General features: G+C 41.4%; 25 protein-coding genes. 11 read left to right on the top strand and 14 right to left on the bottom strand.

The window, feature by feature from the left end; translation table 11 throughout:
• The first annotated feature begins 121 nt into the window (after positions 1-121).
• Complete coding sequence (locus tag NOS7524_RS03860) at positions 122-1,387, top strand: IS701 family transposase (protein WP_015116159.1); 1,266 nt, start codon at positions 122-124, stop codon at positions 1,385-1,387.
• A gap of 210 nt (positions 1,388-1,597) precedes the next feature.
• On the opposite strand, the gene NOS7524_RS03855 is transcribed toward NOS7524_RS03860, so the two are convergent.
• The 5 genes from NOS7524_RS03855 to NOS7524_RS29820 all read right to left on the bottom strand — a co-directional run bounded on the left by NOS7524_RS03855 (position 1,598) and on the right by NOS7524_RS29820 (position 6,569).
• Positions 1,598-2,521, bottom strand: a complete 924-nt coding sequence (locus tag NOS7524_RS03855) for an ABC transporter substrate-binding protein (RefSeq protein WP_015137160.1) — start codon at positions 2,519-2,521, stop codon at positions 1,598-1,600.
• A gap of 542 nt (positions 2,522-3,063) precedes the next feature.
• Positions 3,064-3,639, bottom strand: coding sequence for a molybdenum cofactor guanylyltransferase (locus tag NOS7524_RS03850; RefSeq protein ID WP_041555541.1), 576 nt, complete (start codon positions 3,637-3,639; stop codon positions 3,064-3,066).
• A gap of 71 nt (positions 3,640-3,710) precedes the next feature.
• The gene (locus tag NOS7524_RS03845; protein WP_235622393.1) at positions 3,711-4,094 is read right to left on the bottom strand and encodes a VOC family protein; all 384 of its coding nucleotides are present in this window, start codon (positions 4,092-4,094) and stop codon (positions 3,711-3,713) included.
• A 60-nt stretch (positions 4,095-4,154) separates the two neighbouring features.
• The gene (locus NOS7524_RS03840) at positions 4,155-6,221 is read right to left on the bottom strand and encodes a thioredoxin domain-containing protein (RefSeq protein WP_015137157.1); all 2,067 of its coding nucleotides are present in this window, start codon (positions 6,219-6,221) and stop codon (positions 4,155-4,157) included.
• Between the two features lie 195 nt (positions 6,222-6,416).
• Positions 6,417-6,569, bottom strand: a complete 153-nt coding sequence (locus tag NOS7524_RS29820) for a hypothetical protein (RefSeq protein ID WP_171815342.1) — start codon at positions 6,567-6,569, stop codon at positions 6,417-6,419.
• Here NOS7524_RS29820 and NOS7524_RS30400 point away from each other — a divergent pair.
• Both NOS7524_RS30400 and clpP read left to right on the top strand, forming a co-directional pair.
• Positions 6,568-6,753, top strand: coding sequence for a hypothetical protein (locus tag NOS7524_RS30400; RefSeq protein ID WP_041555132.1), 186 nt, complete (start codon positions 6,568-6,570; stop codon positions 6,751-6,753). The two genes, NOS7524_RS29820 and NOS7524_RS30400, sit on opposite strands and share 2 nt — an antisense overlap.
• A 105-nt stretch (positions 6,754-6,858) precedes the next feature.
• Positions 6,859-7,470 (top strand): ATP-dependent Clp endopeptidase proteolytic subunit ClpP, encoded by a 612-nt coding sequence (clpP, locus tag NOS7524_RS03830; RefSeq protein ID WP_015137155.1) that lies wholly within the window; start codon positions 6,859-6,861, stop codon positions 7,468-7,470.
• Between the two features lie 454 nt (positions 7,471-7,924).
• Here the strand turns inward: clpP and NOS7524_RS03825 are convergent, their stop codons facing one another.
• Positions 7,925-8,731, bottom strand: a complete 807-nt coding sequence (locus NOS7524_RS03825) for a hypothetical protein (RefSeq protein WP_015137154.1) — start codon at positions 8,729-8,731, stop codon at positions 7,925-7,927.
• Between the two features lie 997 nt (positions 8,732-9,728).
• Between NOS7524_RS03825 and NOS7524_RS03820 the strand changes: the two genes are divergently transcribed.
• From NOS7524_RS03820 to NOS7524_RS03810, 3 genes are all read left to right on the top strand, one after another.
• Entirely contained in the window at positions 9,729-12,080 is a 2,352-nt protein-coding gene (locus NOS7524_RS03820; protein ID WP_015137153.1) for a ribonuclease R family protein, read from the top strand.
• 17 nt (positions 12,081-12,097) lie between these two features.
• On the top strand, positions 12,098-12,739 hold the full coding sequence (locus NOS7524_RS03815) for a flavin prenyltransferase UbiX (protein WP_015137152.1): 642 nt from the start codon (positions 12,098-12,100) through the stop codon (positions 12,737-12,739).
• Positions 12,740-12,856: 117 nt separating this feature from the next.
• A complete protein-coding gene (locus NOS7524_RS03810; RefSeq protein ID WP_015137151.1) occupies positions 12,857-13,561 on the top strand; it encodes a hypothetical protein in 705 nt (234 codons plus the stop codon).
• Positions 13,562-13,673: 112 nt separating this feature from the next.
• Here NOS7524_RS03810 and NOS7524_RS03805 read toward each other — a convergent pair whose 3' ends face one another.
• Entirely contained in the window at positions 13,674-13,868 is a 195-nt protein-coding gene (locus tag NOS7524_RS03805; RefSeq protein WP_015137150.1) for a hypothetical protein, read from the bottom strand.
• A 465-nt stretch (positions 13,869-14,333) separates the two neighbouring features.
• Here NOS7524_RS03805 and NOS7524_RS03800 point away from each other — a divergent pair, with 465 nt between their 5' ends.
• From NOS7524_RS03800 to argB, 3 genes are all read left to right on the top strand, one after another.
• Positions 14,334-15,935 carry an NB-ARC domain-containing protein gene (locus NOS7524_RS03800; protein WP_015137149.1) on the top strand — a complete coding sequence of 534 codons (1,602 nt, stop codon included), beginning with the start codon at positions 14,334-14,336 and terminating at the stop codon, positions 15,933-15,935.
• Between the two features lie 6 nt (positions 15,936-15,941).
• Positions 15,942-16,493 carry a shikimate kinase gene (locus NOS7524_RS03795; RefSeq protein WP_015137148.1) on the top strand — a complete coding sequence of 184 codons (552 nt, stop codon included), beginning with the start codon at positions 15,942-15,944 and terminating at the stop codon, positions 16,491-16,493.
• 130 nt (positions 16,494-16,623) lie between these two features.
• Positions 16,624-17,517, top strand: a complete 894-nt coding sequence (gene argB / locus NOS7524_RS03790; protein ID WP_015137147.1) for an acetylglutamate kinase — start codon at positions 16,624-16,626, stop codon at positions 17,515-17,517.
• Between the two features lie 110 nt (positions 17,518-17,627).
• On the opposite strand, the gene NOS7524_RS03785 is transcribed toward argB, so the two are convergent.
• Positions 17,628-18,038 (bottom strand): hypothetical protein, encoded by a 411-nt coding sequence (locus NOS7524_RS03785; RefSeq protein WP_015137146.1) that lies wholly within the window; start codon positions 18,036-18,038, stop codon positions 17,628-17,630.
• Positions 18,039-18,210: 172 nt separating this feature from the next.
• On the opposite strand from NOS7524_RS03785, the gene NOS7524_RS03780 reads away from it, so the two are divergent.
• Entirely contained in the window at positions 18,211-18,729 is a 519-nt protein-coding gene (locus NOS7524_RS03780; RefSeq protein ID WP_041555540.1) for a tetratricopeptide repeat protein, read from the top strand.
• Between the two features lie 106 nt (positions 18,730-18,835).
• Positions 18,836-19,672, top strand: a complete 837-nt coding sequence (locus NOS7524_RS03775; RefSeq protein WP_015137144.1) for a DUF3153 domain-containing protein — start codon at positions 18,836-18,838, stop codon at positions 19,670-19,672.
• A gap of 319 nt (positions 19,673-19,991) precedes the next feature.
• Here the strand turns inward: NOS7524_RS03775 and NOS7524_RS03770 are convergent, their stop codons facing one another.
• The 6 genes from NOS7524_RS03770 to NOS7524_RS03745 form a co-directional block, all read right to left on the bottom strand.
• Positions 19,992-20,633 (bottom strand): hypothetical protein, encoded by a 642-nt coding sequence (locus NOS7524_RS03770; protein WP_015137143.1) that lies wholly within the window; start codon positions 20,631-20,633, stop codon positions 19,992-19,994.
• A 2-nt stretch (positions 20,634-20,635) separates the two neighbouring features.
• On the bottom strand, positions 20,636-22,186 hold the full coding sequence (locus NOS7524_RS03765) for a TrbI/VirB10 family protein (RefSeq protein WP_015137142.1): 1,551 nt from the start codon (positions 22,184-22,186) through the stop codon (positions 20,636-20,638).
• Positions 22,187-22,196: 10 nt separating this feature from the next.
• Positions 22,197-22,889 carry a hypothetical protein gene (locus tag NOS7524_RS03760; RefSeq protein WP_015137141.1) on the bottom strand — a complete coding sequence of 231 codons (693 nt, stop codon included), beginning with the start codon at positions 22,887-22,889 and terminating at the stop codon, positions 22,197-22,199.
• A 63-nt stretch (positions 22,890-22,952) separates the two neighbouring features.
• Complete coding sequence (locus tag NOS7524_RS03755) at positions 22,953-23,765, bottom strand: hypothetical protein (protein ID WP_015137140.1); 813 nt, start codon at positions 23,763-23,765, stop codon at positions 22,953-22,955.
• A gap of 52 nt (positions 23,766-23,817) precedes the next feature.
• Entirely contained in the window at positions 23,818-24,864 is a 1,047-nt protein-coding gene (locus NOS7524_RS03750; protein ID WP_015137139.1) for a hypothetical protein, read from the bottom strand.
• 28 nt (positions 24,865-24,892) lie between these two features.
• Positions 24,893-25,672, bottom strand: coding sequence for a hypothetical protein (locus NOS7524_RS03745; RefSeq protein ID WP_015137138.1), 780 nt, complete (start codon positions 25,670-25,672; stop codon positions 24,893-24,895).
• Between the last annotated feature and the right edge of the window lie 60 nt (positions 25,673-25,732).

Genomic DNA, 25,732 nt, shown 5'->3' with positions numbered 1-25,732 from the left:
ATTTAGAATTCAGTTTGACTGGAGTTTGAGTAAACTGAACCTTTAACGGGACTTAAACAAAAATTAAGCCCAAAAAGAGTATAATGCTTAACTAACATAGCTTTCACGTTAGAAAAAGCTCATGAAAGAAACCACTCCCACAGCGATGCCCCCGTGCTTTGAAAGATGGTGTCAAAGATTTGATGATGTGTTTACTCATAAAGCTCAAAAAAGAGAGTTTAGACACTATATAGGGGGATTACTGGGGGAAAGTGAGAGAAAAAACCTGTTTCAAATGGCGGATAATGCTGTAGGTGTAACTTACCACCGATTACATCACTTTTTGACCGAAGCACCTTGGTCTAGTGGGCAGGTGAATGAGCGTCGATTGGAAATCATGAATAAGTGCAGTCAAACGAGAATTAGTAGAGGTTTTAGCTTAATAATTGATGATTCTGGTCATAGAAAAAGTGGTAATTTTACTGCTGGTGTGGGGAGACAGTATATTGGAGAAATTGGCAAAACAGATAATGGAATCGTAGTAGTAACAACGCATTTATATGATGGCAGAAAAAGCTTACCGTTAGATATAGAGTTATATCAACACGCTGATTCTTTAGCTCAAGGAAAACAAGATCCTCTATTTGAGAAAAAACCAGAACTAGCAATCAAGTTAATAGATCAAGCCCTAAACAGAAAATATCAACCTGGGATAGTAATTGTAGATGCTGGATATGGCAACAATACATCATTTTTATTAGAGTTGGAAAAACGGCAATTAAAATATTTAGGAGGATTAGCTAAAAATCGAAAAGTAACAGTTAATCAAACAGATAATATTCAACAAACAATTCGGTTAGATGAATTAGCCCAGAGCTTACCCAAAGAGGCTTTCACAGAAATTCAAACAGATTTGGATAAACCCAAAACATTATGGGTAGTAACTTGTGAAGTGGAAATATCAAGTTTAACTGGAAAGCGAAATATTGCTATCGTCATGAATGCTTCTACTTTCTCAGCAGCCACCGATATTGACTACTTCATCACTAATATATCTTCATCAATTGTTACACCACAATGGATAGTTGATACATATTCTCAAAGGAATTGGGTAGAAGTTTTTTACAGGGAAGCTAAAGGATGGTTAGGACTTAAAGAATATCAAGTTCGTGATAAAAGGAGTTTACTGCGCCATTTTATTTTGGTTTTCTGTGCCTATACTTTTATTCTTTGGCATCAGTTAACTGGAGGATTAAGACGACGGTGGGCAAACAAACCTTTAAATACTTTTACTGAAGCTTTAGAAGCTTTCAGAACAGCCATGTCTTTTCGATTTATTGATTGGTTGAACTTAAATCGTGACGTGTTTGCTGCTTACAAAGCTAGTTTGGGTTACATTTGGGCTTGATTTTTGTCTAAGTCCCGTTAATAGACTATTTAGGGAATTGAGCATACATACCACACGTAAGACTAAGCACTAATTGCTATGTCTTTCCCAGTGTTTATAGTTTTCAGCATCAGCCAAAATGCTCGTAAACTGGAGAAAAATACCATAGCTTTAGTATTACTTTTCCCAGTAGCGTCAAAAAAATAACATGGTTGATTAAAACCTGATGAATTATTTCAATAAGCTTTGATGAAGCTGCTGGCAAGCTTTTTCAATAGCATCGATACTACCCGGATTCACTAATCCGTAATAATTAAAAACATAAACTCGATTATTTTTAGTTGCTTGCAGTTTTTGCCAAAAAGCTGCTTTTTTAAAAGTATTTAAAACTTCTGTTGGAGAAGCACCTTGTGGTGGACTAACCACAATAATCACTTCAGGATTTGCTTCTATCACTTTCTCTGCTGAAAGTGTGACATAACCGGCAATTGGGCTTTTATTTTGTAATTGTGCTGCTAAATTTTTGACTTTAAATTTATCCAGTAAATCTCCAGCCCAACTGTTTTTATTCGGAGCTAAAATCGGTTGTACACTGACCAATACAAGTGTAGAAGGACTTTGAGTTACTTGCTCAGGTAAAAAACTTGTGTATCGGTCTAATAAAGACTGAGGATTGGCATCAATTAATTGAGCTAATTGTTTTGTCAGGTTTTCTAATGATTCCCAGTTATTCACCTGCGTTAGTAAAGTAGCAATTCCTAATTGTTGCAGTCGTTGAACTACTTGATTAGAAAAACCTGCTGCACCAATAACTAAATCTGGTTTGAGAGCCACAATTTTTTCTAAATTTGGAGGAGTTTGTCCCTCACTGACACGAGGAATATTTTGGAAACGTGGATCATTTTTAAATAATGCGCTACCACTAATACCTACAAGCTTAGTTTGATCAAGTTGATAGATGATATCAGTAGCCAAAGATGAAAGGGTTACAACTCTTTTAGCCTTTACTGTGGGTAATTGCTGGGGATTTGTGTTAGATATTTCAGAATTATTTGTAATTTGTGATGATGACTGTTGAGTAGTTGTAGTTGCACAAGCAGTGATAATTATACTTAATATAATTGCTAAGGCAGATGATATCCAAGAACGAAGCATAGTGTAATTCTTGTGTTTTTGTAAATAGAGAAATATCGGTCAAATCATTTTACTGTTAAGAAATGATTGGCAGATAATTTAACTATTTAATATGCTAACAGCATCAAAGCCTGAGTTTTAACTTCTTGATAGGTAACAGGTGACAGGTGACAGGTGACAGGTGATAGGTAACAGGTGACAGGTAATAGGTGACAGGTTTAAAAGCCTCTGATGGTAATGGTTTTATGATTTCCTGACTTCCTAATCTCATCGGCTACAGCTATAGTGAAAAATGTAATTTTCGATACAAAAAATTATTATATTTATTTATACGAAACCGTGGCTGTAAAAAAAAGCGAGTAAACACACTAGCCAAAATCCCCTAAAATCAGATGACAGTGCTACTCGCTTTGAAGTATACAAGGTTTTTGAGAAAAGCTTTACCTAATATACAGGAATAAACTGAGTAACTAATGTTTGATAGATAACAAATCATACTTTATTTAAAATTTTTATATAAGAATTTTTATACCAGTATTGACCATTCAGAGAAAACTTGAGCTTCAATCTCTGAGCAAAGCAAAATCCTCTGGTGTATTGCAGTTAAAAAGTATTTCCGGTGCTGGTAAGGGTAAAACGTATACAGGATAATTTTGCAGCCACTGCTGAAACGATCGCCCGCCTTGATTGATAAACTCTAGTAGTTGCGGTAAACAGCGACGGCGATAAAAACCGCACAAGGGTTCCCAGCCTTTAGAGTGATGAGTTAAAGCTGCGATCGCATCATCATCTACACTATCAAGTCTGGCTATCCACTCTTGTAATAACTCTGGTTGTAACTTCGGCAAATCACAAGCCAGCAGCAAAACCCACTCAGTATGTACTTGCGTTAAACCTTGAGCAAAGCCGACTAAAGGTCCTTGGGGATGGGGGGATTCTCTAATAAATTGACAGTTGGGTAAATCTAGGTGTTGATAGCGTTCTGTCCAAGGAGTCACCACATAAACAGTATCAGCACACTGGGCGGCAATACCACACACCTTTTGCAACAGTGGCATACCTGCAAGAGACATCAAAGCTTTATCCTCACCCATCCGTGAACTTTGACCACCAGCTAAGACAATAGCAGTTATGTCCATTTTGGATTTTAGATTTTGGATTTTGGATTCCCAACTTTGATTCATAGACAATTCCAGAAATTTGAACTTGTTTAACTATCTACCTCATAAAATGTGATCCCCACACCAGCCACATCCAGCACAGTAAACTCTTTCATTCCCCAAGGCTTGCTTTCTAACTTACCGTTGGGATGAATCATTTCTCCACCCCGTGCTAACAACTCCTGATAAAGTTGCTCAATGTTCTCAACTTGAATACGAAAGGTTGTCCATTCGGCTAGATTTCGGTCATCATTTCTTTGCAGAATAATTTCTGCTGCATCACGCCGGATGATTGCTATCTCAATGGGATTACCTTCTGTATATATAGTTGTAAAACCTAATTGTTGCTCATAAAAAGCAATAGATTTTTCTATATCACCGCCAGCCGGAATAAGAGGGGTGATGCTTTTGAGTACGGGTTGTTGATTCATCATTCAAGAGGGTGTAGGGGTGTGGGGGTGTAAGGGTGAAATTTGAAGTAATATACTGTACTTTTACACTGCTATACCCCTATTTTGGCTCTGCTGCACTTGCTGTAACAACTGCTCTAAACTGGCGACTGAGGGGAGACATTTCAAACCTTGGCAAACTAAACCAACGCTATCTGTGGGTAAATTAGATACCACATTCAAGACCACATTTGGTAAGTATTTGGGGATCAAGACATTGATTTGCTCAGTGGTGCTACGAATCAAGGTGCAGTTACGATACCAATCTAAAGCTGTAAACAAACTTGGACAAGCTTGGGGTGCTTGTTGCATGACACTGTTAAAAGCCTTTAAGCCTTGCTCGGCTAAATCTAGATAATGGAGGTCATCAGTAAGCAATGTGAGACGGACTAAGTTAGCGATCGCCACACCGTTAGCAGATGGTGTAGCATTATCAGCATAACTGCGTTCCCGCACAATTAACTCTTGACTAGCATCACTAGCTGTATTGAAGTAGCCACCTAATTCTACACTCCAGAGAAATTCATTAAATTCCGTTTGGAGAGCGATCGCATTTTCTAACCAAAACCTCTGCTCAGGAGAACAGGCTTGCAAATCCAGCAAAGCCTTAATAAAGAAAGCATAATCTTCAGACTGAGCTAAAACAGTGGGCTGACCTTGATAATTCAGCCGATGAAACCGCCCATTAACTAACTGATGCTGTAAAATAAATTTTGCTGCCCGTGCTGCAATATCTCCATAAATAGGTTCTTGGAACACTGCCGCAGCCCTGGCTAACCCAGAAATCATCAAGCTGTTCCAAGCTACAATCATCTTTGTATCTGTGACTGAAGGAATGCGTCCCGGCCAATTGCTAGTTTTTGCTTCCTGATTGTCACGGGCTGGGGGAAAAGTTTCTAGTGCATCCGGTGCAGCACCATAACGAGCAGTAAATAATTTATCCAAGGCGGTTTCCAGGGTGATACTTAACTGTCCTGGATTACGTCTTTGCAAGACATTCTTACCTTCAAAGTTACCGTTAGGAGTAACAGTAAATTGTTGTTGTAATTCCGCTAATTCTGTTGGTGATAATAGTTCTGCTAGCTCAGTGTAACTCCAAACGTAAAAAGCTCCTTCCTCCGGCTCAGTTTCGGCAGGATTGGTAAAACTATCAGCATCTTGAGCCGCATAGAAATAACCTTCTGGTGCAGTCATTTCTCGTTGTAGCCACTCGATAGTACCAGCCACCGCCCTAGTAAATGCCGGTTCTTGTATGCCTGCACTCCACAAATTAGCTAGAAACTCGACAATCTGACCATTGTCATAGAGCATCTTTTCAAAGTGAGGTACTGTCCAGGTGGGGTCAACTGTGTAGCGATGAAACCCCCCGGCTACATGGTCGTAAATGCCTCCCAGTGCTAAATCTAGTCCGCGCTGGGTGCAAACTTGCTGGGCATCATAGCGAGATGGAAAATTAAACCTAGTTCCCCGCAGTGCTAATTCTGCGTAGGGTATCATCGGAAAGCTATTACCGTACTGATTAGGAGTAATGATCCCCGTGCTAGTTTCCCACCCCCGCCCTAGCAATTCCTGTGCTTCAGCTTCTTGGGTAGCGTCACCTTGTAACACCGCAGAGGTGAGAAGTGATTCCAAAATCACAGCCTTACGTTGGCGCAACTCCTCTTTTTCTGTATCGTAGTAGCGGCGCAACGCTTGCAGCACTTGCAAAAAACCAGGACGGTTGTAACGTGGTTCTAAGGGAAAGTAAGTCCCAGCATAGAACGGGACTAAATCTTCTGGTGTCAGAAAGACATTTAAAGGCCAGCCTCCTTGACCACTCATCATCTGCAAAGCCTGCATATAAATGCTATCAATATCTGGTCTTTCTTCCCTGTCTACCTTGATAGGCAAGAAATTAGCATTCATATATTCAGCTAAAGCTTGGTCAGAAAAAGCTTCACCTTCCATGACAGTACACCAGTGGCAACTGGAGTAACCAATGGAGAGAAAAATCGGTTTATCCTCTGCCCTTGCAGTTGCAAAAGCTTCATCACACCAAGGCCACCAATCAATCGGGTTTTCGGCGTGTTTGCGGAGATAGAGACTTTGGGCTTGGGCAAGGCGATTAGTCATGGTTTTGATGCAGGTAGTTGCCTTCTTTGCCCAGTCTACCTGCTGTCAGTGTTTACCTCAATGCCTGAATATATATCTCTCTGGAAACAGAGGTGACAGGTGATAGGTTACAGGTTACAGATAAGAATCAAAAAGAGTGTTGATTTTATATGTTGTCAGTGCGTCGCTGCGCTAGTTGGGGACTTTTGAGAGTTGTTAATTGCGACGCAACAACATACTAATCATTTGTACTGGTGTTTCTGTTGAGGGTGAAACCGTCCTGGTTTGAAGTCTAGTATTTGGGCTAAGTCCTGCAATCACATGGAGTAAAAAAGTGATGATGGCGGCTTGCACAAGTCTTTTTGGCATGGCAGGTCTCCCTCAGTTGATAGCATTTTTAGTGAGTTTGGTGAATTTAACTACACCCTGTACTCTTGGTTTATCGGATTTGTTAGAAATAACCAGCATGGTCATTTCTTTAGACGTACTCTCACTATCAAAAGTGCCTATAGGGATTTTTGGCATCTATCGAACGATTGGGGATTGGACATGAGATTTTTCTTCCCCTGCTTCCCCTGCCTCCCCTACTTCTTCCTATTCCCCCCGAAAAGCGTTGTCCTCGATAAAATGGAATTTAAAATAGCTACAAATACGCTGCATGACTATTCCTATCGTCATTGAACAATCGGGTCGCGGTGAACGCGCTTTTGACATCTACTCACGCCTGTTGCGTGAGCGGATTATCTTTCTGGGTCAACAGGTTGACAGCAATTTGGCTAACTTGATAGTTGCCCAATTACTGTTTTTAGATGCTGAAGACCCAGAAAAAGATATTTATTTGTATATAAATTCTCCTGGTGGTTCTGTGACTGCTGGCATGGGTATTTTTGATACGATGAAACAGATTCGCCCTGATGTTTGTACCATCTGTACAGGATTGGCGGCAAGTATGGGAGCGTTTCTCCTAAGTGCTGGTGCTAAAGGCAAGCGGATGAGTTTACCCCATTCGCGGATTATGATTCACCAACCTCTAGGGGGCGCTCAAGGTCAAGCAACTGATATCGAAATTCAGGCGCGAGAAATTTTATACCATAAGAAACGGTTAAATGATTATTTGGCTGAACACACTGGTCAGCCAATTGAGCGCATTGCAGAAGATACGGAACGAGACTTTTTCATGTCGCCAGACGAAGCTAAGGAATATGGCTTGATTGACCAAGTGATTGACAGAAGCTCTGCTGGTAGTCGTCCGGTGGCTGTTGTGAGTTAGTTAATTCACCCCTAGTTCGTCTCAGCAAGTGAGGCTAAGGTGTCACAAGTCTGCTCACCTTATCCCGCATTATTTTGATCCCCCCTAACCCCCCCTTAAAAAGCTAACCATTATAAACATCTTTCTTAACATTTCGAGAGTATTAACTCACGTCTCTAGAACCCTGATTCGTTCGTTTTTCATTCTCAATAAAAACACTGTTTTAGCGAGAAGAATAAATGATGATTTGTCAAGTATGCTTAAAGTTTCAGTCCTTAAGATGCTTATAGAGCAAGGGTTTTAAGATTGTAAAGAAAGATGTGGGTAACGCATAGCTTAAAAAGGGGGGAACTAGAACCAAAGTCCCTCTGCAAAAGGGGGATTTAGGCAAAGCGAGCCACATATTATTGCATCAAGCACCCAAATGTTTAAACAGTGCAGGATTGCGAGGAGGGAAATTAAGGAACTATATAATTTAAAACCCAGCAATGGGATCTGGTAGTGATTCTAGGTATTTGAGGAAGCTGTGTAATTCGTCTTCTGTCAGTAAAGTCCGTCCTCGCTTACCGTAGGTTTTAATTAAATACTCTCTTCCTTGTTCTGGTGTCCAGCCTAGGCGCTGCAATTCGACATCTGTTTTGGCAATGACATCAGATAAATCTACAGGTTCGGCTTTTTTCTTTCTCTTCCCTGTGCTTGGTACAGTGGTAACGTTCTCTTGGGGACTGGCCGCACGAGGTGTAAAGGGGGTGACATTACTAGCCGTCATCTCTGGTAAGGAAGCACTGTCTGACTGTTTAGCAGACATCAGTGGTATGTCTTCTATGGGGGTATCGAATTCTGGTTCTTGGTAGTTAGTTACAGGTAAACTGGGACTGAAATCTGGGCTTTGGGTATCGCTGCTGCTGGTGCTAGGTGTATCAGTTGTAGAGGAGATGCGATCGCTACTGATTGACCTTTGATAATTGCTAAAATCACTTTCTTTGGGAGCAGTATAAGTAGGCTCATTAAAAGTAGGAGTCAGCTGTACCTGAGATGCTGGTTGGGGAGAAACAGTTACGGCTGATGTCTGTGGTGTGTTCGCCATTGCCAAAACCATCAATGCTCTAGTTCTGGCTTGGTCTTCGGCTACTTCTACGGTTTCAGCTGCTGCCATACCTGTAGCACGAGTTACACCTTCAATTTGCACGCTAGCCCTAACGATGTATTTACCCTGAAAAATTTCTACTAATTCAGAGATTAAACTGCCGTTGGGATACAAGCTGTGGAATTGAGCCAACATCATACTGCCACCAATCTAAGTCTAGGAAATAACGGGGTTTTACTGGTGTAGCCCAGCCACCTTGTTAATTCATTACAATTCTTCATCTTACCCAAGTTGTCAACCAAGCTTTGTCAAAAAGAAAATCTTTGTGGGTTTGACTAAACTTTGTTAACAGGGCTGAATATATGTATTTTAACGTTACATTTACTCAATTTTATATCGGTAGAAAAATAATATCGTAGGCGATCGCCTAGTAATTTTTACTCACTACTAACAACCAAATTTGCAGATAAAAGCACCATGATGATCTAGCTCGTATGTCCTCATTTTAGCGGTAGCTTTTGAAAAGATTAATTTCTACGGCAGTTGAATAACTCTCAGTGGGTTGATTATTAGTGCTATACTATTTACCCAATTCGAGATCCAGAACTATTTTCTGGAAGTGCGCTCTAAATCTACAATAATGGAGATAAGGTTCGCCCTCACTGCTTGTTAGACTGCCACCCAATTGTTACCGATTCTACATATGGGCAGATTGGATGATTCGGCAGTTTCTCCTAGTAAAAAATCAGAGTCTGATGGCGTAAAAGTACCCTAAACCTAGACAATCAAACACCTGTATTTTCCACTGTGTATCGCTTTTTTTGGGTAATGTGGAGATTCATCCCAACCCAGGATCTCAAAAACAGTCGCGTAATGACATTGTGGAAAAAATTATCTCAGGCGTACTCTATGAGATTAGCTAGGTAAAAGGACTCTAACGCAGGCTAACTCTGAGATTGACGTGCAGTGAGAAGTTCGTTAGATGTGTACTCCTCCGGAGAAGCAAGCTACGTGCAGCGTCTCGTTCAGAAGCGTCTTCCTGCTAAGGTGGGCTAGCTTCTTTTGTTGGAACTGCGGGAACTCTGTTTCAGGGTAATTCGTTTCCAGCTAATATACTGTAGGCCGTGAGGGTATACGGCAAAGAACCAGATTCAACCAACAATGACGTTTTGACCAAAGGTCGGTTCACTGCATGGAATTTTCAATCGCTACACTCCTTGCCAATTTCACCGATGATAAATTGGTAGCTCGCAAAGTTTTGGAAAAGAAACTGGGTTGCGAGGATGAAGATAATTTAGAAAAACTCCACATTGCCCTGGAAGTGTTGGAGAAAATCGGTCTGTTGGTGAAGGAACGGGGTAAGTATCGCCGCATCTCAGAAGAAGGTGTCATTGAAGCCAAACTACGTTGTTCGAGTAAAGGCTTTTGCTTTGCTATTCAAGATGTGGAAGGGGCAGAGGATATTTATATCCGAGAAAGTCATTTGAGTAATGCTTGGAATGGCGATCGCGTTTTAGTACGAGTTCTGAAAGAAGGTAGTCGTCGCCGTTCTCCCGAAGGGGAAGTCAAGTTGATTTTAGAACGGGCCAATCATACTTTACTGGCACGGATTAAACAGGTAGAAGGGGGTTTCCGGGCTGTTCCCTTAGATGATCGGCTACTGTTTGAACTCAAACTTCTAGCTAACGGGATGAGACTGGATGAAGCCCTCGATCACCTAGCCCATGTAGAAGTCCTACGTTATCCCTTAGCCCAATATCCTCCCGTAGGTCGAGTTGTGCAGATTCTCGGTAGCGATGCCGAAGCCGCAGCTGATATAGATTTAGTTACTTGTAAGCATGACCTGTCCCGGACTTTCTCAGAGTCAATATTAGAAGCAGCTGCCAAGTTACCCAAAAGGTTGCTGAAAGCAGACCTAAAAAACAAGCTAGATTTACGTAATTTATTTACTATTACGATCACAGAAGTAAATAATGATACTAAATTAGTAGAAAATGCCTTCAGTTTAGAAAGAACCGTGGCGGGTAATTGGCAATTAGGTTTTCACGTCGCCGATGTATCTCACTATGTTCAACCAGATGAACCCTTAGACAGAGAAAGCATCAAACGCGGTCGGTCAGTGTATTTGGGAGACTTGGTACTGCCCATGCTGCCAGATGCCGTAGCTGAACGCTGTTCATTAGTGCCGAAAAGCGATCGCCTGGCACTGTCGTTTTTAATTACCTTTTCTGCCCAGTCTGGTGAAGTTTTAGAGTGGGAAATCCAACCCAGTGTGATCCACGTAGATACAGCCCTGAGCAAACAACAAGCAGAAGCAATTCTCCAAGGGGAGGCCAGAAAAGAATCCCCAGAGGTAATTGAACTACTGCACAATTTACTCAGTATCTCCAAGAGCGTGAAACAAGCCCGCCTCTCCCGTGGTAGCTTGCAGTTAAATCTGCCCTCCACTCAAAACCCCTACTTCGATGAAGGGATTTTGGGCGCTGTCGTCGTCAATGATTCGCCAGTGCGATCGCTATTTACAGAATTCGTGCTATTGGCAAATCAGCTCATGGCTAATCATTTGAGTGCATTAGGCGTGCCGGCAATCTGGCGCACTCAAGGCACACCAGATGCTGAAGATGTGCAAGAAATGCTGAAGTTAGCAATTAACTTGGGTGTAGAACTAGCAATAGAACCAGACGTAGACATCGAACCCCTAGATTATCAACAACTAACCAGAGCGTTTGCAGAATCCCCCTCCGAACAAGTGCTGACTTATTTGTTGCAAGATACCCTCAAACCAGCAGTTTACAGCACCACCAAAGGTAATCACTTTGGTTTGGCACTTTCTCAGTATATACACTGTACTGCACCCTTGCGACGGTATCCAGACTTACTGATGCAAAGAGTGTACTATCAGCTACTAGAACACGGACGTGATCGCCGCACCACCCGTGTCAAAGAACGAGTTAACCTGCGCCACTCCTCCAGCCACGAAGAAATTAACTGGAACGTTCTGCCCCCAGAACTACAACAGGAACTGCAAAGCGATTTAACCAGGGTAATTACCCAAATCAATGACAGAGAAAAAGAAGTCCAAGAAGCCGAAGCCGATTTAGCAGGGTTACAAAAAGCCCAATTAATGAAACAGCGCATCGGTCAAGTCTTCCAAGGCGTAATTACTGGCGTACAATCCTACGGTTTCTTTGTAGAAATTGAAGTCCCAGCCACCGAGTTAGAAACCAAAAATCCTGGCGTACCTTTACGGGTGGAAGGACTGGTACACGTCAGTTCCCTTAAAGATGACTGGTATGAGTACCGTGCCAGACAACAGGCACTATTTGGCAGAAAAAATCGTGCTTCCTATAGATTAGGCGATCGCGTCGCTGTCCAAGTAAAAAGCGTTGATTACTATCGCCAGCAAATAGATTTAGTCACCGTAGGTAGTGATGGCATGGTGAAAGGTTTAAGTATCGGCGGTGTCAATGGTGACAGTGCGGATATCTACCTAGGCAACGATCTTGAGTCTGATGATTTAGAACCGTATGCTGATGATGAGTAAATTTTTATTAAGCACCGGTGACAGACCATAGCAAACCCCTAATTCTCGGCGTATCAGGAGCATCTGGTCTGATTTACGCCGTTCGCGCCCTAAAATACCTGTTAGCAGCAGACTATGAAATTGAATTAGTTGCCTCTAAATCAACTTACATGGTTTGGCAAGCCGAACAGGACACTCGGATGCCATCAGAACCAACCGCACAAGAGCAATTCTGGCGAGAGCAAGCCGGAGTTGCTCTTGCCGGTAAACTGCGCTGCCATCCTTGGAGTGATGTTGGAGCAAATATCGCCAGTGGTTCCTTTCGTACCTTGGGGATGATTGTTATCCCTTGCAGCATGAGTACAGTCGCCAAGATAGCCGCAGGTTTGAGTTCCGACTTATTAGAACGAGCAGCCGATGTTCAAATGAAAGAAGGACGTAAATTAGTTATCGTTCCCCGCGAAACCCCTTTTAGCCTGATTCACCTGCGTAACTTAACCACCTTGGCAGAAGCTGGAGTCAGGGTTGTGCCTGCCATTCCCGCTTGGTATCACAATCCTCAAACCATCGAGGACTTAGTTGATTTCGTAGTTGCCCGCACTTTAGATCAACTAGAGATTGATTGCATCCCCATTCAACGCTGGCAAGGAAGTAAAAATGAAAGAGGGAGTAGGGAGTAGGGAGTAGGGAGTAGGGGAGGCAGGGAGAAAAGGGGAAAGTCCCCCCCAATCCCCAATCCCCAGTCCCCAATCCCCATTGCTCCTTAACCCCAATCCCCAATCCCCAATCCCTGATTTATGGCTGTAATTCGTTTAATTCTATTAATCACAATCATGGGAGGACTAACACTATTGTTAGTTCAAAACTGGTCGCCTATTATATCGTTAGTATTTTTGGGTATGCGTAGCCAGCCAATACCGCTAGCTCTGTGGATTTTGTTCAGCACGGCTGCTGGTGCTGGCACATCTTTATTAATTACTAGCTTGTTTCAATTATCAAATTATTTTGGGGGACAACCACGCCAAATCCCCTTCAACACAGCTAACAATTCCCGACGTACCACGGCTAGCCGTAAAGAAGAATTTACGCCTCCCCCACCCAATCCTCCACCGTCAGCTAGTAGAACAGAGTCTACCCCTAGCAACGAATTTGATGATTGGGAAACGAATAGTAATGCTGACGATGATTGGGATTTTGGAGAACAGCCACAGACAGCACCGAAAAACAGTTCTCAATCTGAGTCATTTCGAGATTCTTCCACCTACGAACGCCCACAACAACCTAAAAGCGGTTCTCAATCTGGCTCTTTTTATTCTTATAGTTACCGTGAGCCAAAAAATACTGCCGCAGGCAAGACGGAATCAGTCTATGATGCTGATTACCGAGTCATTGTTCCCCCCTATCAACCACCAGCCAACGATATAGCTGATGATGTAAGCGACGATGATGATTGGGGATTTTTTGAAGATGATGATTTTGAAGATGATAAATCACGCAAATGAAGCTTTAATTACAAGCTACCGACTAATGCGGCGACAGACTAGCAAACAATGAAAAAAACAAACCAAATCCTTTTCACTGTCACCTGTCACCTGTCACCTATCACCTCCATTCCTAAGAGATGCCGCAGCGTTCACGAGACTCTTGCTTGACGTTACCGTTCATAGCAGCTTCTTGCAAAGTCATAAAGGCGTTCAAATCTTCAAGATCATACTGCGTAGTCAACAGATACCGGAGTTGATTTTCCGCCTCAATCGTGAGATAACCAGTTACTAAAGCTTGTTGCACAACGTCACGAATTCGAGTCATGGTTGATGCCTCATTACACACCACATTAAATTAATTTGGTCTATCGACCGTAAGATATGTAGTATTATTTATGCCTCAACCTGGAAAGTGGCAAAGATGTTGAATATTCCTGGCAATTGAGTCATTTTTTACACCTTGATCTGCAATTTTTAATTGATAAAGCCTGCCATAACTAAAGTTGAAAATCCTAATATTGTGCTGTGGAAAACTCCGTAAGATGCACCAGTAAAACCGCTTTGTTAAAGTTAGAGTAATCCTAGTTATGATTGACGGAACTTTTACTCTTAAAGTTTCAAACAAGTTATATTAATTTTCCGTTAAGCCTAACCATAACTAATTCATAACTACTAAGTCACCTAACAACAGTTAGGAAATTCGTTATAAATTTATTCTTGATTTATGCTCACTTCATCGAAGAATCGTTAAGATATTGCCAATGTTACATTAAATACATATAAAATAGTAATGACAACATTTGATTCCCATCAAATAGAGGAATTTATAGAGGCCACAAAGAATTGGGAGTTAGAAAAGTTATACATAGATTTGGCATCAACTAAAGGGAAAGCTTTAACTCCTGTAGAAAAAAAATTCCTCAGAGGCTTACTTTGTGGCTGTAGTCCTGCCGAAATTGCCAATATCGTGTATCAAAGTCGTAGTAGCAGCACCGTCAGAGTTTATCTGTCGAACGGACTTTATAAATATATTGAAGAAATGCTGACTACTCAAGCAGGATATGCAATTAAAGTCAAGAATTGGAGTCGTGTAACTTATCTATTAGAAAAAGCAGGGTATAAAAAAGATAGGTTACAGTTACAACCAGTGAATGTTAATCAGGAAATTCACGAAGCAGAAGCAACTAACTTAGTAAAAATTGCACCAAACCCTGTGATGGATTGGGGTGAAGCAATTGATATTAGCAGTTTCCAAGGACGGACAACAGAACTAACAAAAATTCAACAATGGATTTTACAAGAACACTGTCGGCTAGTTGTACTCTTGGGCATGGGTGGGATTGGAAAAACAGCTTTTTCCGTGAAGTTAGCTCAAGAGATACAAGAAGATTTTGACTATGTTATTTGGCGATCGCTACGTCTTGCACCTACCCTAGAGAGGATATTAGATCAAATCATTACAACTATTCAGCCAGAATCAGATCATCCTTTATCAGACACTGTAGAAAAAAAAATCTCCCAATTGATAGATTGTTTACGCTCTGCACGTTGTTTAATTGTTTTAGATAGTTTTGATACGATTTTAATTAGTGAAAATAGATACGCACATAACAGTAATTCTGGCGAAGAAAATTCTGCTGGTACTCAGCTTTTAGCGCCAATTAAATATCATCAAGGATATGAGTTATACGGAGAATTAATTAAACGCATAGCAGAATCTACACATCAAAGCTGTTTAGTAATCAATAGTCGGGAAAAAATTCCAGATATAGCTGCTTCACAAGGGGAGAAATTACCTGTTCGCTCATTCAAACTCACAGGACTAGGTAAACGAGAAAGTTTCTCTATTCTCCAAGCTAAAAGTTTACAGAATATTTCTGAGCCAGAATTACAAGTATTACTCAATTGGTATACAGGTAATCCGTTATTTTTGCAAATTGTAGCTACAGCTATTCAAGAATTATTTAGTAGTAATATTGCAGAATTTATTGCTCAAGGTACTGTAATTTTTGGGGATATGCGCGTCATTTTAGACCAACAGTTTAATCGCTTATCGCAGTTAGAAAGAAATGTGATGTATTGGCTGGCGATTCATCAAGATTTGGTTTCAGTACGCAAGTTACAAGAAAATACTATACCAGGATTATCGCCAAAATTCTCACAGAGATTAATTTTGGAAGCAGTAGATTTATTACAAAAACGTTCTCTGATTGAACAAAAAGCTGGGAAATTTTTTCAAACACCAGCATGGATGGAGTATACAATTGAGCGACTAATGGAGGAAAATTTTAAATTAAGTGCCGAACCAGAAAACTGCTTATTAATGCAGACTATTTTGACAGCACACCACAAAAACCACACACAAGCAAGTCGTCTGAAAACGGAGTTTTAAATTAGCGTGAGTAGTTTGTTACAAGGAGTCAACCTATATCTAATTGGGATGATGGGGGCTGGTAAAACCACAGTCGGGCAATTACTAGCAAAGCAATTAGGTTATGGGTTTATTGATACCGATAATGTCATTGCCCAGTCTGCGAAAAAATCTATTAACCAGATATTTGCTGAAGAAGGGGAAGCAACATTTCGCCAGTTGGAAAGTGATGTGTTAGGGCAAGTTTGCGCCTATACTAAGCTGACTGTCGCTACAGGTGGGGGTATTGTGTTACGGCGAGAAAACTGGAGTTACTTGCACCACGGTTTAATTGTGTGGCTAGATGTACCAGTGGAGTTACTCTATAACCGTTTAGCTGAGGATACCACAAGACCACTGCTACAAGATGTTGACCCCAAAGGCAAACTGCGATCGCTCCTTGAACAGCGCACACCTCTTTACGCCCAAGCAGATTTACGAATTCCAGTCATCGAGGGAGAAACACCAGAACAGATTGCGGAAAAAGTCATGGCGGCAATTCCTAGTGTTTTGAAAAAGGCAATAGGCAATAGGCAATAGGCAATAGGCAATAGTTATTCTGCCCCAATCCCCAGTCCCCAATCAAAAAAGATATGTAATAAGAGATTGTGGCTGGGTAAAAAGTCTTTTACACTGGCTTGCATAAATGTGTAAGTCTCAACTTCTATCCATGATGGTCAACGATTCTGAGTACATCAGGCAAACTGAAGCGACGCGGGTGCGTGTGCTAAGTGAAGCACTACCTTATATTCAACAATTCGCCGGTCGTACCGTTGTTGTTAAATATGGTGGTGCTGCCATGAAAGATAGCACCCTCAAAGACCAAGTTATCCGTGATATTGTGTTTTTATCCTGTGTGGGCTTGCGGCCAATTTTAGTCCACGGTGGTGGCCCGGAAATTAACAGTTGGTTAGATAAACTAGGCATCGAAGCACAATTTAAGAATGGCCTACGTGTCACAGATGCCCCCACAATGGATGTTGTGGAAATGGTGCTGGTAGGTCGAGTTAATAAAGAGATTGTGGCTTTAATTAACCAAGCTGGTGGTTTGGCTGTGGGGCTGTGTGGTAAAGATGGTAACTTAATTACTGCCCGTCCTCAAGGTCAAGAGGGTATTGGCTTTGTTGGTGAAGTCAGTAACGTTAATATCAAAATTTTAGAAACTCTTGCTAGTAATGGTTATATTCCCGTAGTTTCTAGCGTAGCGGCAGATGAATCGGGACAAGCATATAACATTAATGCTGATACGGTAGCAGGGGAAATCGCCGCCGCTTTAGGTGCAGAAAAGTTAATTTTACTGACTGACACCAGAGGTATTTTAAAAGATTATAAAGACCCTTCAACCTTAATTCCTAAAGTAGACATTCGGGAAGCCCGTGAATTGATTCTCAGTGGTGTAGTCAGTGGTGGCATGATCCCCAAAGTTAATTGTTGTGTGCGATCGCTTGCTCAAGGAGTACGTGCAGCCCACATTATCGACGGGCGCATTCCCCACGCTTTATTACTCGAAATCTTCACCGATGTTGGGATTGGGACAATGATTCTCGGTTCGCAGTTTGGTTGAAAAAGGCATTGGGAAGAGATGAGGGAGTGGGGGGAGTGGGGGGAGATGGGGGAGATGGGGGAGATTTCCCAATACCCAGTCCCCAGTCCCCAATCCCCAGTCCCCAATCCCTAATACTTCCATGCCGGATGAACAATTACGCGGGATCGTCTCAATGGTGTACGTCGCCAAGAATTATTGATGATTACCGGATTTACTAGCGTTGAGTCTTGGATGATGGGATTAATCAGTGTGGGATTAAATAGGGTGGCATTATTGATGACTTTCTGCCTGACTCTGGGATAAGACTGATAACTGCTGCTTCTGGGCATGAGTCCAGTTGCAGGATCTACAGGCATTGGGGTAGGAATAGGACTGCCATAGATAAAAGAACTTACTGGCGGTTGTTGGCTATATCCAAAAGAATGACTGCCATCAATTACAATTATCCTTTGGGCAGAAGCTGGGGTAATTGTGGTGTTGATCACCGCTAGAGTTAATCCTGCCCCTAGAAAAGGGAAAAAATGCTTAATTTTCAGCATATTTGCTTACCTAATTTTGAGAATCTCAATTTTTATTAAGAAAATAGCGGCATCTACTTAGATAAAATTTTAAAAGTTTATCGAATTGAAAATTGCCGGCATTTACAAAGATTCCAAGAAGATTAGGACGCTTGGCAAAATAAAAGCAGTGCTGATTGGTGGATAAAAAGTGGTGAGTACAGAAAGTTTAGAACTAGCTAGAACCCGATACCAAGCGGGTAAAATCGCCTTTGAAAATGGGAAATATCGGGAATCTGTCGAAAATCTAGAGAAAGCAAGGGCTTTATTGGAACGTAACTCCCGCTTGGGGGGTGAAGTAGATATTTGGTTAGTAACAGCCTATGAAGCCTCTGGACGCACAGAAGATGCGATCGCGCTTTGTCAACAACTGCGTCGTCATCCCCACTCAGAAACCCGTGAGCAAGCACGCAGGTTAGTTTATATCCTACAAGCACCCAAGCTGAAACGACCAAGTAATTGGATGACAGAGATTCCTGATTTGGCTGCACTATCTGATAATGAAGCCAAAATCCGGATAGCCGCCAAGCCACGCAAATCCCCTACACGCAAACCTGCTGAAGTCGAATTTGTGGATTTGACTAAGGTGAATACTAAAGATAATCGCTTTATCTGGGTAGCTTTGATTGCAATTGGGTTGACTATTTCTTACTTGGTTTGGCAAGGGTTTTAGGGGATTGGGGATTGGGGACTGGGGATTGGGAAGTAGGGGGGGAGTATTTAATACTCAGCACTGTCAAAACAGGAAGATTTATTTAATTTTTGGAGGATTATATTTAATGAACTATTCTATTTTTGGCAAAGGGTTAATGGCGTTAATTAGACCATTTAAATTAGTATTAGCACAATTAAATAGTCGCAGGATTCTGCCATTTGTATTGTTGATATCGCTACTATTATCTGGGTGTGTTCAATACGATGTAGGCGTTAATTTTAATAACTCTAATAGTGGTGAACTGGTACAGCATATTAAGTTAGGAGAAAGACTTACCAGTTTTAGCGGTGATTATGTATATGAATGGTTAAACAGTATAGAAAAACGCGCTCGTAAACTAGAAGGTACGGCTAGACGGATTTCTAAGGAGGAAGTCGTTGTGACAATTCCTTTTAGTAATGGTCGAGAATTACAAACCAAGTTTAATGATTTCTTTAGTTCTCATTACCAGCAAAATAATGAGTCTGAGCCACAAGAATCCAACTCTGAATTACCCAAAATTGAGTCTAATTTCCTCTTATTCCAAAATAACTTTTTGTTAGTAGTACGGAATAAATTAATTTACGATTTAGACTTGCGATCGCTCTCTTTAATTGCCAGTAAAGGTAACGTCTTAGCTGATGCTGGTTCTATTCTCAATTTAGAATTTGGCTTAAAAACTCCTTGGGGAGCTAAGAACATTCAAAAAACAGAAACGGCTGTAGAACCAGAGAAAAGAGGTAAGCAATTAGTATGGCAACTCCAACCCGGTGAACTGAACCACATCGAAGTAGTGTTTTGGCTTCCTAGCCCTTTAGGTATTGGTGGTTTATTAATTATCTTGTTTGTCTGGGGTGGAATATATCTCAGATATACTTTCATGCCAGATCCCAGATTACAGTTTGCTACCAAACCTGAATAAAGATGCTTTGTATTGCCTAGATTGCTGAGTTCATAACTCAGCACTCAGGGACTTCCAGATAAAAAAATATCCAAAATTTAGGGTGCGTCAGTGCGAGAAAACCTAGCTGTACCAAGAAATTATTCATACTGACGCACCCTTTCACACCAGGGTGAATCAAGATTTTTAATGCGCTAATTTTTGCGGTGACGATAACAGACTAATTTACAATTTATTGGCTGATTTCTCTTGTCTCCCTTGTTGCTCTTTGAGCATCTTTGTAAAAAACCTACACTCATCATCAATATGAGAGCTTTTTAAATTGCCAGTCCCTAACCCATCAGCGAGCAACTCTGACACATGATTCTCCAGGCGGAGGGGGATCAGCAAAAACCGCTAAGGTATGATACTCTGGTGCATCATCTCCATAGAGAACTCTAAAGGTGTAGAGCTTCGGTTGACCTTGAGCATCAGTAATTACTGTTAAAAGTGTATTGTTAGTGTTAGGTAGTCCGGGAATGTTGAGTTTGGCAATGCGTCGCAGTTGAATGACATTGGCAGCTGAGTTTTGACAATCGCCTGTAGCACCGCTTGCTTGACCAAACTGCATACACATGGGGCCGTCAAAGTCTAGTGTTACCTGTGATGGGTCATTGAGCCAGACTTTTCTGATAGTTTCACCGGCGGGAATAAAGCTTAAGTTTGTCCCTTGTTGATACCAGACTGTAATCGTAGGGATGACTCCTCCTAAACCCTGAGCTTGACAGGAAAAAATTGACCGCAGAACGGCATTGTTAGCTATAGCACGACCCGCTAGTAGTAAGATTGCAGTTGTAAAAATCAGGGATACGCCAGATAAAAAATGACGCTGGAATGAGGGAGTGGGGGAGGTTTTTTCCCCGGAATTCTCTAATTTTAAATTGCTATGACCAATGCCTATTTTCTGATTTGGTTGTGGGTTGTTCCCGTGATTAGCTCTCATGATTACAACTGTATGGATTGATTGACATATATTTCTACTTCGGTGCCGGCTGGTAAAAGCCACACATTGCTTTGTTGCATCATTTGCGCGATCGCCTGTTGATTGCGCTGGGAAATCAGAGGCACTATGGAGTTCAAACCCCCTTCCACTAACCCAGCAGGTATATCACGGCGAGAACTGTTATTGGTAACTACGGTGCTACCGCCATTGACGGTAACTTGTGAATCGATGCGGTTATATAACTCTGCGGCTTTGGCAATCCCACCTAAAATAAATAGTCCTGCATCCATCGAAGCTATTGACGAGCTGCGATTGGGATATTGCTGTGCTACTAGGGGTCTACCTCCAGAAGCACGGATAATCAGGGCATTGTCAGGTATATCTCGTTCTGAGAAGTTGCCGTTATCTGGCAAGATGGCTTTGACTAACTTGAGTTGGATTAATCCCCGTTCCGAAATGGAACTGACTTGCGTTAATAACTCAGTTTTAGGTGGTAAAGCGATCGCACCATCGGCACTTTTGAGGGGTTCTCGCAACTGCACAACAAACAAGTTGGGATCATCGTTGTCATTACCGCTATTTCCTCTGCTTCTGGTAGTTTCCCCAAACACAGCCGTAGCTAGCACTGCTTTGGCACTTGTTCCTACCTTGAGGGTTGTCGGACTTTGAGATGGGACTCGACTAATCACAGCAGGTGTCCGTTGCGCCTGGTTTGCTCTAGGATTTATTGGTTGTGGTGGTGTATTATTTACCGGGGCTGGAGGTGTTGCAGTCCTCATCGGTTCAGATGCCATATCTACCTGTCCGTAGCTACCCAACTTGGCTAATCTTGACCATTCCTCGAAAGGGTCAGGTTGAGAGGGTGTAGGATTGGGCTGCACTGGGGGGGGTGGTAACTGCGGTGTGACAGCAGCTGCTATAGGAACGGGTGGTTGGGGGTAGGGGTTGGCTGGAACTCGCTCGACTATTACAGTCCGTGGCGCAGGTGTGATTGCTTGGGCGGTTTGTACCCTGTTTTGATCACTATTATTATTCTGTGCAGGGGTAAATGTAGGACGAACAGCAGGTGTAGAGGCATTCCTGAGATTTTGTTGGGCAACTTTTACAGCCTGGGCTTGTTCAGCCAGAGCTAATTTCGTTTTGAGAGTTTCTACTTCTTGCTGGAGGCTGGCTTGTGGAGAGAGATTAGAAGTGGGTGAGGGAGTGGGTGATGCAACTATATTATTGGGTTGTGGCTGTTGATTGTTGGCGCTCATCAGCTGTGATAAAAATGCACCAGCCACCACCATAATAGTTAAAGTGGCAGTCCCGACTAAGGCTAATTTGGCAAAGGGGTTAGTAGCTAGGGGTTGCTCAGTTGGTGCAGATGGCTGGGCGATCGCAACATCATCTATTGATTTAACATCAACAGTAGGAGATTTTTCTTGCAACCCAACTAATCTTGCCATCGTAGATTCCCAATCAGCAGTATCGACGGCTAACTGGTCATTATCAGGAGTGAAATTAGGTAGTTGTTTAGGTGAAATTTCGGGAGTGACGGAGTATGGAGTCATGGTGTATTGCTTAGTTGAAATTGCTAGAACAGTTGTTATCTTGAAGTTCGCAGATATTGTAAATTTCTAATCGAGCTTCCCCCAGACGGTAAGCTGCTAATTGCCAAGGTAATGGTGAAGTTGGTAATGCAGGTTTTTGTTCATCTATCGCTCTCACTAGAATTTGTTTATTAAAAGGAATTGACCTACCTAAATTATCAGAACTATTAAAAATTAATTGATGGGCAAGCATTTCGACTTGCCATTGACCATCACCAATAGGAGTTGGTTGAGAAATTCTTTGAATGATCAATATATGTTCGTCCCTTCTATTAGTATTAGCAATGCGAGCCGCAGAATTTAAATTATTGATTTCCGATAAAAATTTGGGTTGTAAATTATTCGCCAACAGTTGTGAACTACTTTCCCAAATAGTGGCAGGTGGCTGTGTTTGTGACCAAGTGAGCATCAGAGTCATAGTTTCACCCACAAACCGACGAACCGTCTCCGGGTATCTCTCCACACTTGACTTCGGGTCTACCGTAATTGCACGACCATCACCCAGTTGTATTAAACTACGTGGCATAAGTCGCTGATTTAATATTTGTAACATCGACCCATGAAACAATAGCAACAGTAAACTCAACAGATGTAACCCAAATGTGGCAACAGCAAATAAAGGCAGAATACTACTTTTTTTATTTTCAGATTTAATTAATTGCATAGGGGCTGGGGATTGGGGATTGGGTAACTCTTATTTCTCTTCTCTAGCGTCTGTGCATGAGCCTTACCGAATAAAATTATTCCCACAAGGATTAGACTGACTACCGCTCACATTGTCATAGCCATCAATTAAACACAAATTCCGAATCTCATAAATTTCCAACTTATCAGCACGACTACTATAAATTGCTCTTTGTAAATCGGTGCTATTTTCTGCCAAGGGATAAGGAAAATAATCGACTGCACGCACCAATAAATCTTTATTAAAAGGAGTAATTAACTTTTTCCCGTCAACTTGTTTTTTCTGTACCAAATCCGCCACCATTCCCACCCGCCAATTCCCTGGCGAGATTTGTACAGGGGGATAAACACGCTTAATAATTAATTGTGCTGACATAGCTTGGTTAGCATTGCTAGCAAACACCTCTGGCGGAGTCATATCAGCCAACACACTCAAAAAACCTTTGCGAAAATCTTCTGAGATAGCGAAACTGGCTACCCAAGTGCTAGTGGTTACTTTTTGGCTTCCACCTGTGGGTGTTCTGACTAATATTCCTGGGTCTGGTTGGGGTTTAGCGACTTCCTCAATGGTTCGTGGTGGGAGAGTTCCCGACCAATTAAACATTGATGTCATAGTCTTACTGACAAATTGCCGTATGGCTTGTGGGTTTCTGGCTAATTCGTCAGTATTACTAATTGGTTGCCCATCGATTGTTTGCACAAAATTAGGGGGTTTTCTCTCACTCAATTGCCGAATATTCAAGCCTTGAGATAGAAATATAAATAATACTAATAGATGTAAACTAAAAGTGGCGATCGCAAAGGTTGTTAAAACACTGATTTTTTGTTCTTGCTTTTTCGTTAACAAATTCACCATGATTTCCACCTTAATTTTGCTGATTTATGTCATCCCATAACGCCACATATTCTTAGATTCTTTCCCTCACCAAATTAGAGGTATTACTAATAGCACTGAATACTGCCAAACCCCCTGCACCAGCCAAAATTAATGATAGCAGTGGTGCTAAAATCCCTAGAAAGATGATGAACCACATTAAATCAGGATTAGCATTAGGATCTTGTCCTGGACCATTGACTATGACTGCGGCTGTTAATACCGCAATGATATTAAATGAAATCTTGGCAATTCCTGCCGCTAAAAACCCTGTTAACCAAGCAAAAATCGGCTTACCCGCTACAGGTAGCAAAGAACCACCCACAGCTAAGGGGCCTAAAGCTGCTATTAGTAACATAGTCGCTTCGATCAAATTCTGAAAGGCATACTGCAAAGAGATTAAAAAGTTTTTAATAGTAGTTTGAACAGTATTTCCTAACAAAGCATTAAAGTTAGTTTCCGAGAGAAAACCCGTACCAAATCTAATCTGATTGACTTGATTTTCTAGTCTATTTATCCATGTTTGATTCCCATATAAATTTCTATATTCCCGCCAAAGCTGATCAATTCTTTCGCTGGCTCTAGTCAAGCATTGGCTTTGTTGTTCACCAGTCAATGATTGACAAGGACGCAGTAAAGAACCGGCGACTTCTTCCGCCACACTCATATTCAATGCTTGTTGATAAACTTGATTAGCATTGGCTGTAGTAATCACTTGCTGATTGACAGTATTAATAAAATTCCTCACTCCCAATGTCAAAGTAGAAAGAATACTGCCATTACCAGCATTACTTAACAACACAACTACGATAAACGGCCAAACAAGGGCTGATATTGGGCGAGAATATTCACTGTGAATAACATCTTTAAACCACTGGATGACGAAGAAAAGTAGGGTGCCAACTGCAAAAAATACACCCAAATTAGTTAAAGCACCATACAAGTTATTATTCGTGTTGTTTTGTAATAAATCAAGCCATTGATTATCCCAACTTTCCGCCAGACGGCGGGCAGTTGTTGCACCACTATTAAAAGTATCGGTGATGCCAATTTCAGCTAAATTTTGTGTGTAAAGCCACATTTTAATTTATCAAAAAGTAGGTAAAATTTTAATTATTAATATCTCTACCAAATAAATCTATTTGGGAAGTCGTGCGTAACAATCGCGCCGCTTCTGTCGATGTATCAACTCTCCGCGCTCTATTTGCTTCTTCCATCTGCTGCGAAATATTGGCTAAATTTAAGTTGGAATATTGTAAAAACTGATTAGTTTGTAGAGATTGCGCTAATGTTTCACTGACAAGTTTCGCTTGTTCGCTTTGAATTTTTATACTTTGTAATTGTAAATTGGCTTGATTTTTATTAGCATCTAACAGGGGATTGTTAGCAACATTAGCCGCAGCATTAACTAGATTACTAATCAAATTTTGCGCTTGATCAGCTTCTTGCACATACCTTTCAATATTAGTTATAGTTCTTTCCGTATTTTCTAATTTATTTTTAGTCCTATTTTGTGCTTCTCTACCCAAAACACCCACTACTGCACTGCGGGTAATTACTCGATTCATTTCATTGCTAACCAAATTAGAATGTACCGCCTGATTGTTATCAAATTTATCGGGAATAGAGCTAAAAAATAAAAGACTTTGCCTAGCTTGTTGCCCCGCAGCCACAGGATTAGGTATATTTAAATCGCCACTAGAACTATTGAGAGCATTTTGAGTAGTGGCTTCTAGAGGTTGTAACGTATCACTCAGATTATTTCTCAGATAGTTTTGAAAATCTACCGAGTAATATTGAAAGTCACTCCAAACTCTACCCAACTGTGCCATCGCTGGCCAAATTAATAATGTGGAAAAAGCCAATGTGAAGAAAGTAATTTTTTTCATTTATAGCAATCCGATTTGATTTTTGAATTTACTGGAGTAGGTAGGTGACAGGTGACAGGT

This window comes from Nostoc sp. PCC 7524, from assembly GCF_000316645.1.
In the GTDB taxonomy this organism is placed as follows: domain Bacteria; phylum Cyanobacteriota; class Cyanobacteriia; order Cyanobacteriales; family Nostocaceae; genus Trichormus.
Note: the sequence above shows the minus strand (reverse complement) of the source record. Positions and strands in the feature narration are given on the sequence as shown.

Bases quoted from the DNA above. Each gene is read 5' to 3' on its own strand.
- NOS7524_RS03860 (WP_015116159.1), top strand. From the start codon at position 122: ATGAAAGAAACCACTCCCACAGCGATGCCCCCGTGCTTTGAAAGATGG.
- NOS7524_RS03855 (WP_015137160.1), bottom strand. From the start codon at position 2,521: ATGCTTCGTTCTTGGATATCATCTGCCTTAGCAATTATATTAAGTATA.
- NOS7524_RS03850 (WP_041555541.1), bottom strand. From the start codon at position 3,639: ATGGACATAACTGCTATTGTCTTAGCTGGTGGTCAAAGTTCACGGATG.
- NOS7524_RS03845 (WP_235622393.1), bottom strand. From the start codon at position 4,094: ATGATGAATCAACAACCCGTACTCAAAAGCATCACCCCTCTTATTCCG.
- NOS7524_RS03840 (WP_015137157.1), bottom strand. From the start codon at position 6,221: ATGACTAATCGCCTTGCCCAAGCCCAAAGTCTCTATCTCCGCAAACAC.
- NOS7524_RS30400 (WP_041555132.1), top strand. From the start codon at position 6,568: ATGGCAGGTCTCCCTCAGTTGATAGCATTTTTAGTGAGTTTGGTGAAT.
- NOS7524_RS29820 (WP_171815342.1), bottom strand. From the start codon at position 6,569: ATGCCAAAAAGACTTGTGCAAGCCGCCATCATCACTTTTTTACTCCAT.
- clpP (WP_015137155.1), top strand. From the start codon at position 6,859: ATGACTATTCCTATCGTCATTGAACAATCGGGTCGCGGTGAACGCGCT.
- NOS7524_RS03825 (WP_015137154.1), bottom strand. From the start codon at position 8,731: ATGTTGGCTCAATTCCACAGCTTGTATCCCAACGGCAGTTTAATCTCT.
- NOS7524_RS03820 (WP_015137153.1), top strand. From the start codon at position 9,729: ATGGAATTTTCAATCGCTACACTCCTTGCCAATTTCACCGATGATAAA.
- NOS7524_RS03810 (WP_015137151.1), top strand. From the start codon at position 12,857: ATGGCTGTAATTCGTTTAATTCTATTAATCACAATCATGGGAGGACTA.
- NOS7524_RS03805 (WP_015137150.1), bottom strand. From the start codon at position 13,868: ATGACTCGAATTCGTGACGTTGTGCAACAAGCTTTAGTAACTGGTTAT.
- NOS7524_RS03800 (WP_015137149.1), top strand. From the start codon at position 14,334: ATGACAACATTTGATTCCCATCAAATAGAGGAATTTATAGAGGCCACA.
- argB (WP_015137147.1), top strand. From the start codon at position 16,624: ATGATGGTCAACGATTCTGAGTACATCAGGCAAACTGAAGCGACGCGG.
- NOS7524_RS03785 (WP_015137146.1), bottom strand. From the start codon at position 18,038: ATGCTGAAAATTAAGCATTTTTTCCCTTTTCTAGGGGCAGGATTAACT.
- NOS7524_RS03775 (WP_015137144.1), top strand. From the start codon at position 18,836: ATGAACTATTCTATTTTTGGCAAAGGGTTAATGGCGTTAATTAGACCA.
- NOS7524_RS03770 (WP_015137143.1), bottom strand. From the start codon at position 20,633: ATGAGAGCTAATCACGGGAACAACCCACAACCAAATCAGAAAATAGGC.
- NOS7524_RS03765 (WP_015137142.1), bottom strand. From the start codon at position 22,186: ATGACTCCATACTCCGTCACTCCCGAAATTTCACCTAAACAACTACCT.
- NOS7524_RS03760 (WP_015137141.1), bottom strand. From the start codon at position 22,889: ATGCAATTAATTAAATCTGAAAATAAAAAAAGTAGTATTCTGCCTTTA.
- NOS7524_RS03755 (WP_015137140.1), bottom strand. From the start codon at position 23,765: ATGGTGAATTTGTTAACGAAAAAGCAAGAACAAAAAATCAGTGTTTTA.
- NOS7524_RS03750 (WP_015137139.1), bottom strand. From the start codon at position 24,864: ATGTGGCTTTACACACAAAATTTAGCTGAAATTGGCATCACCGATACT.
- NOS7524_RS03745 (WP_015137138.1), bottom strand. From the start codon at position 25,672: ATGAAAAAAATTACTTTCTTCACATTGGCTTTTTCCACATTATTAATT.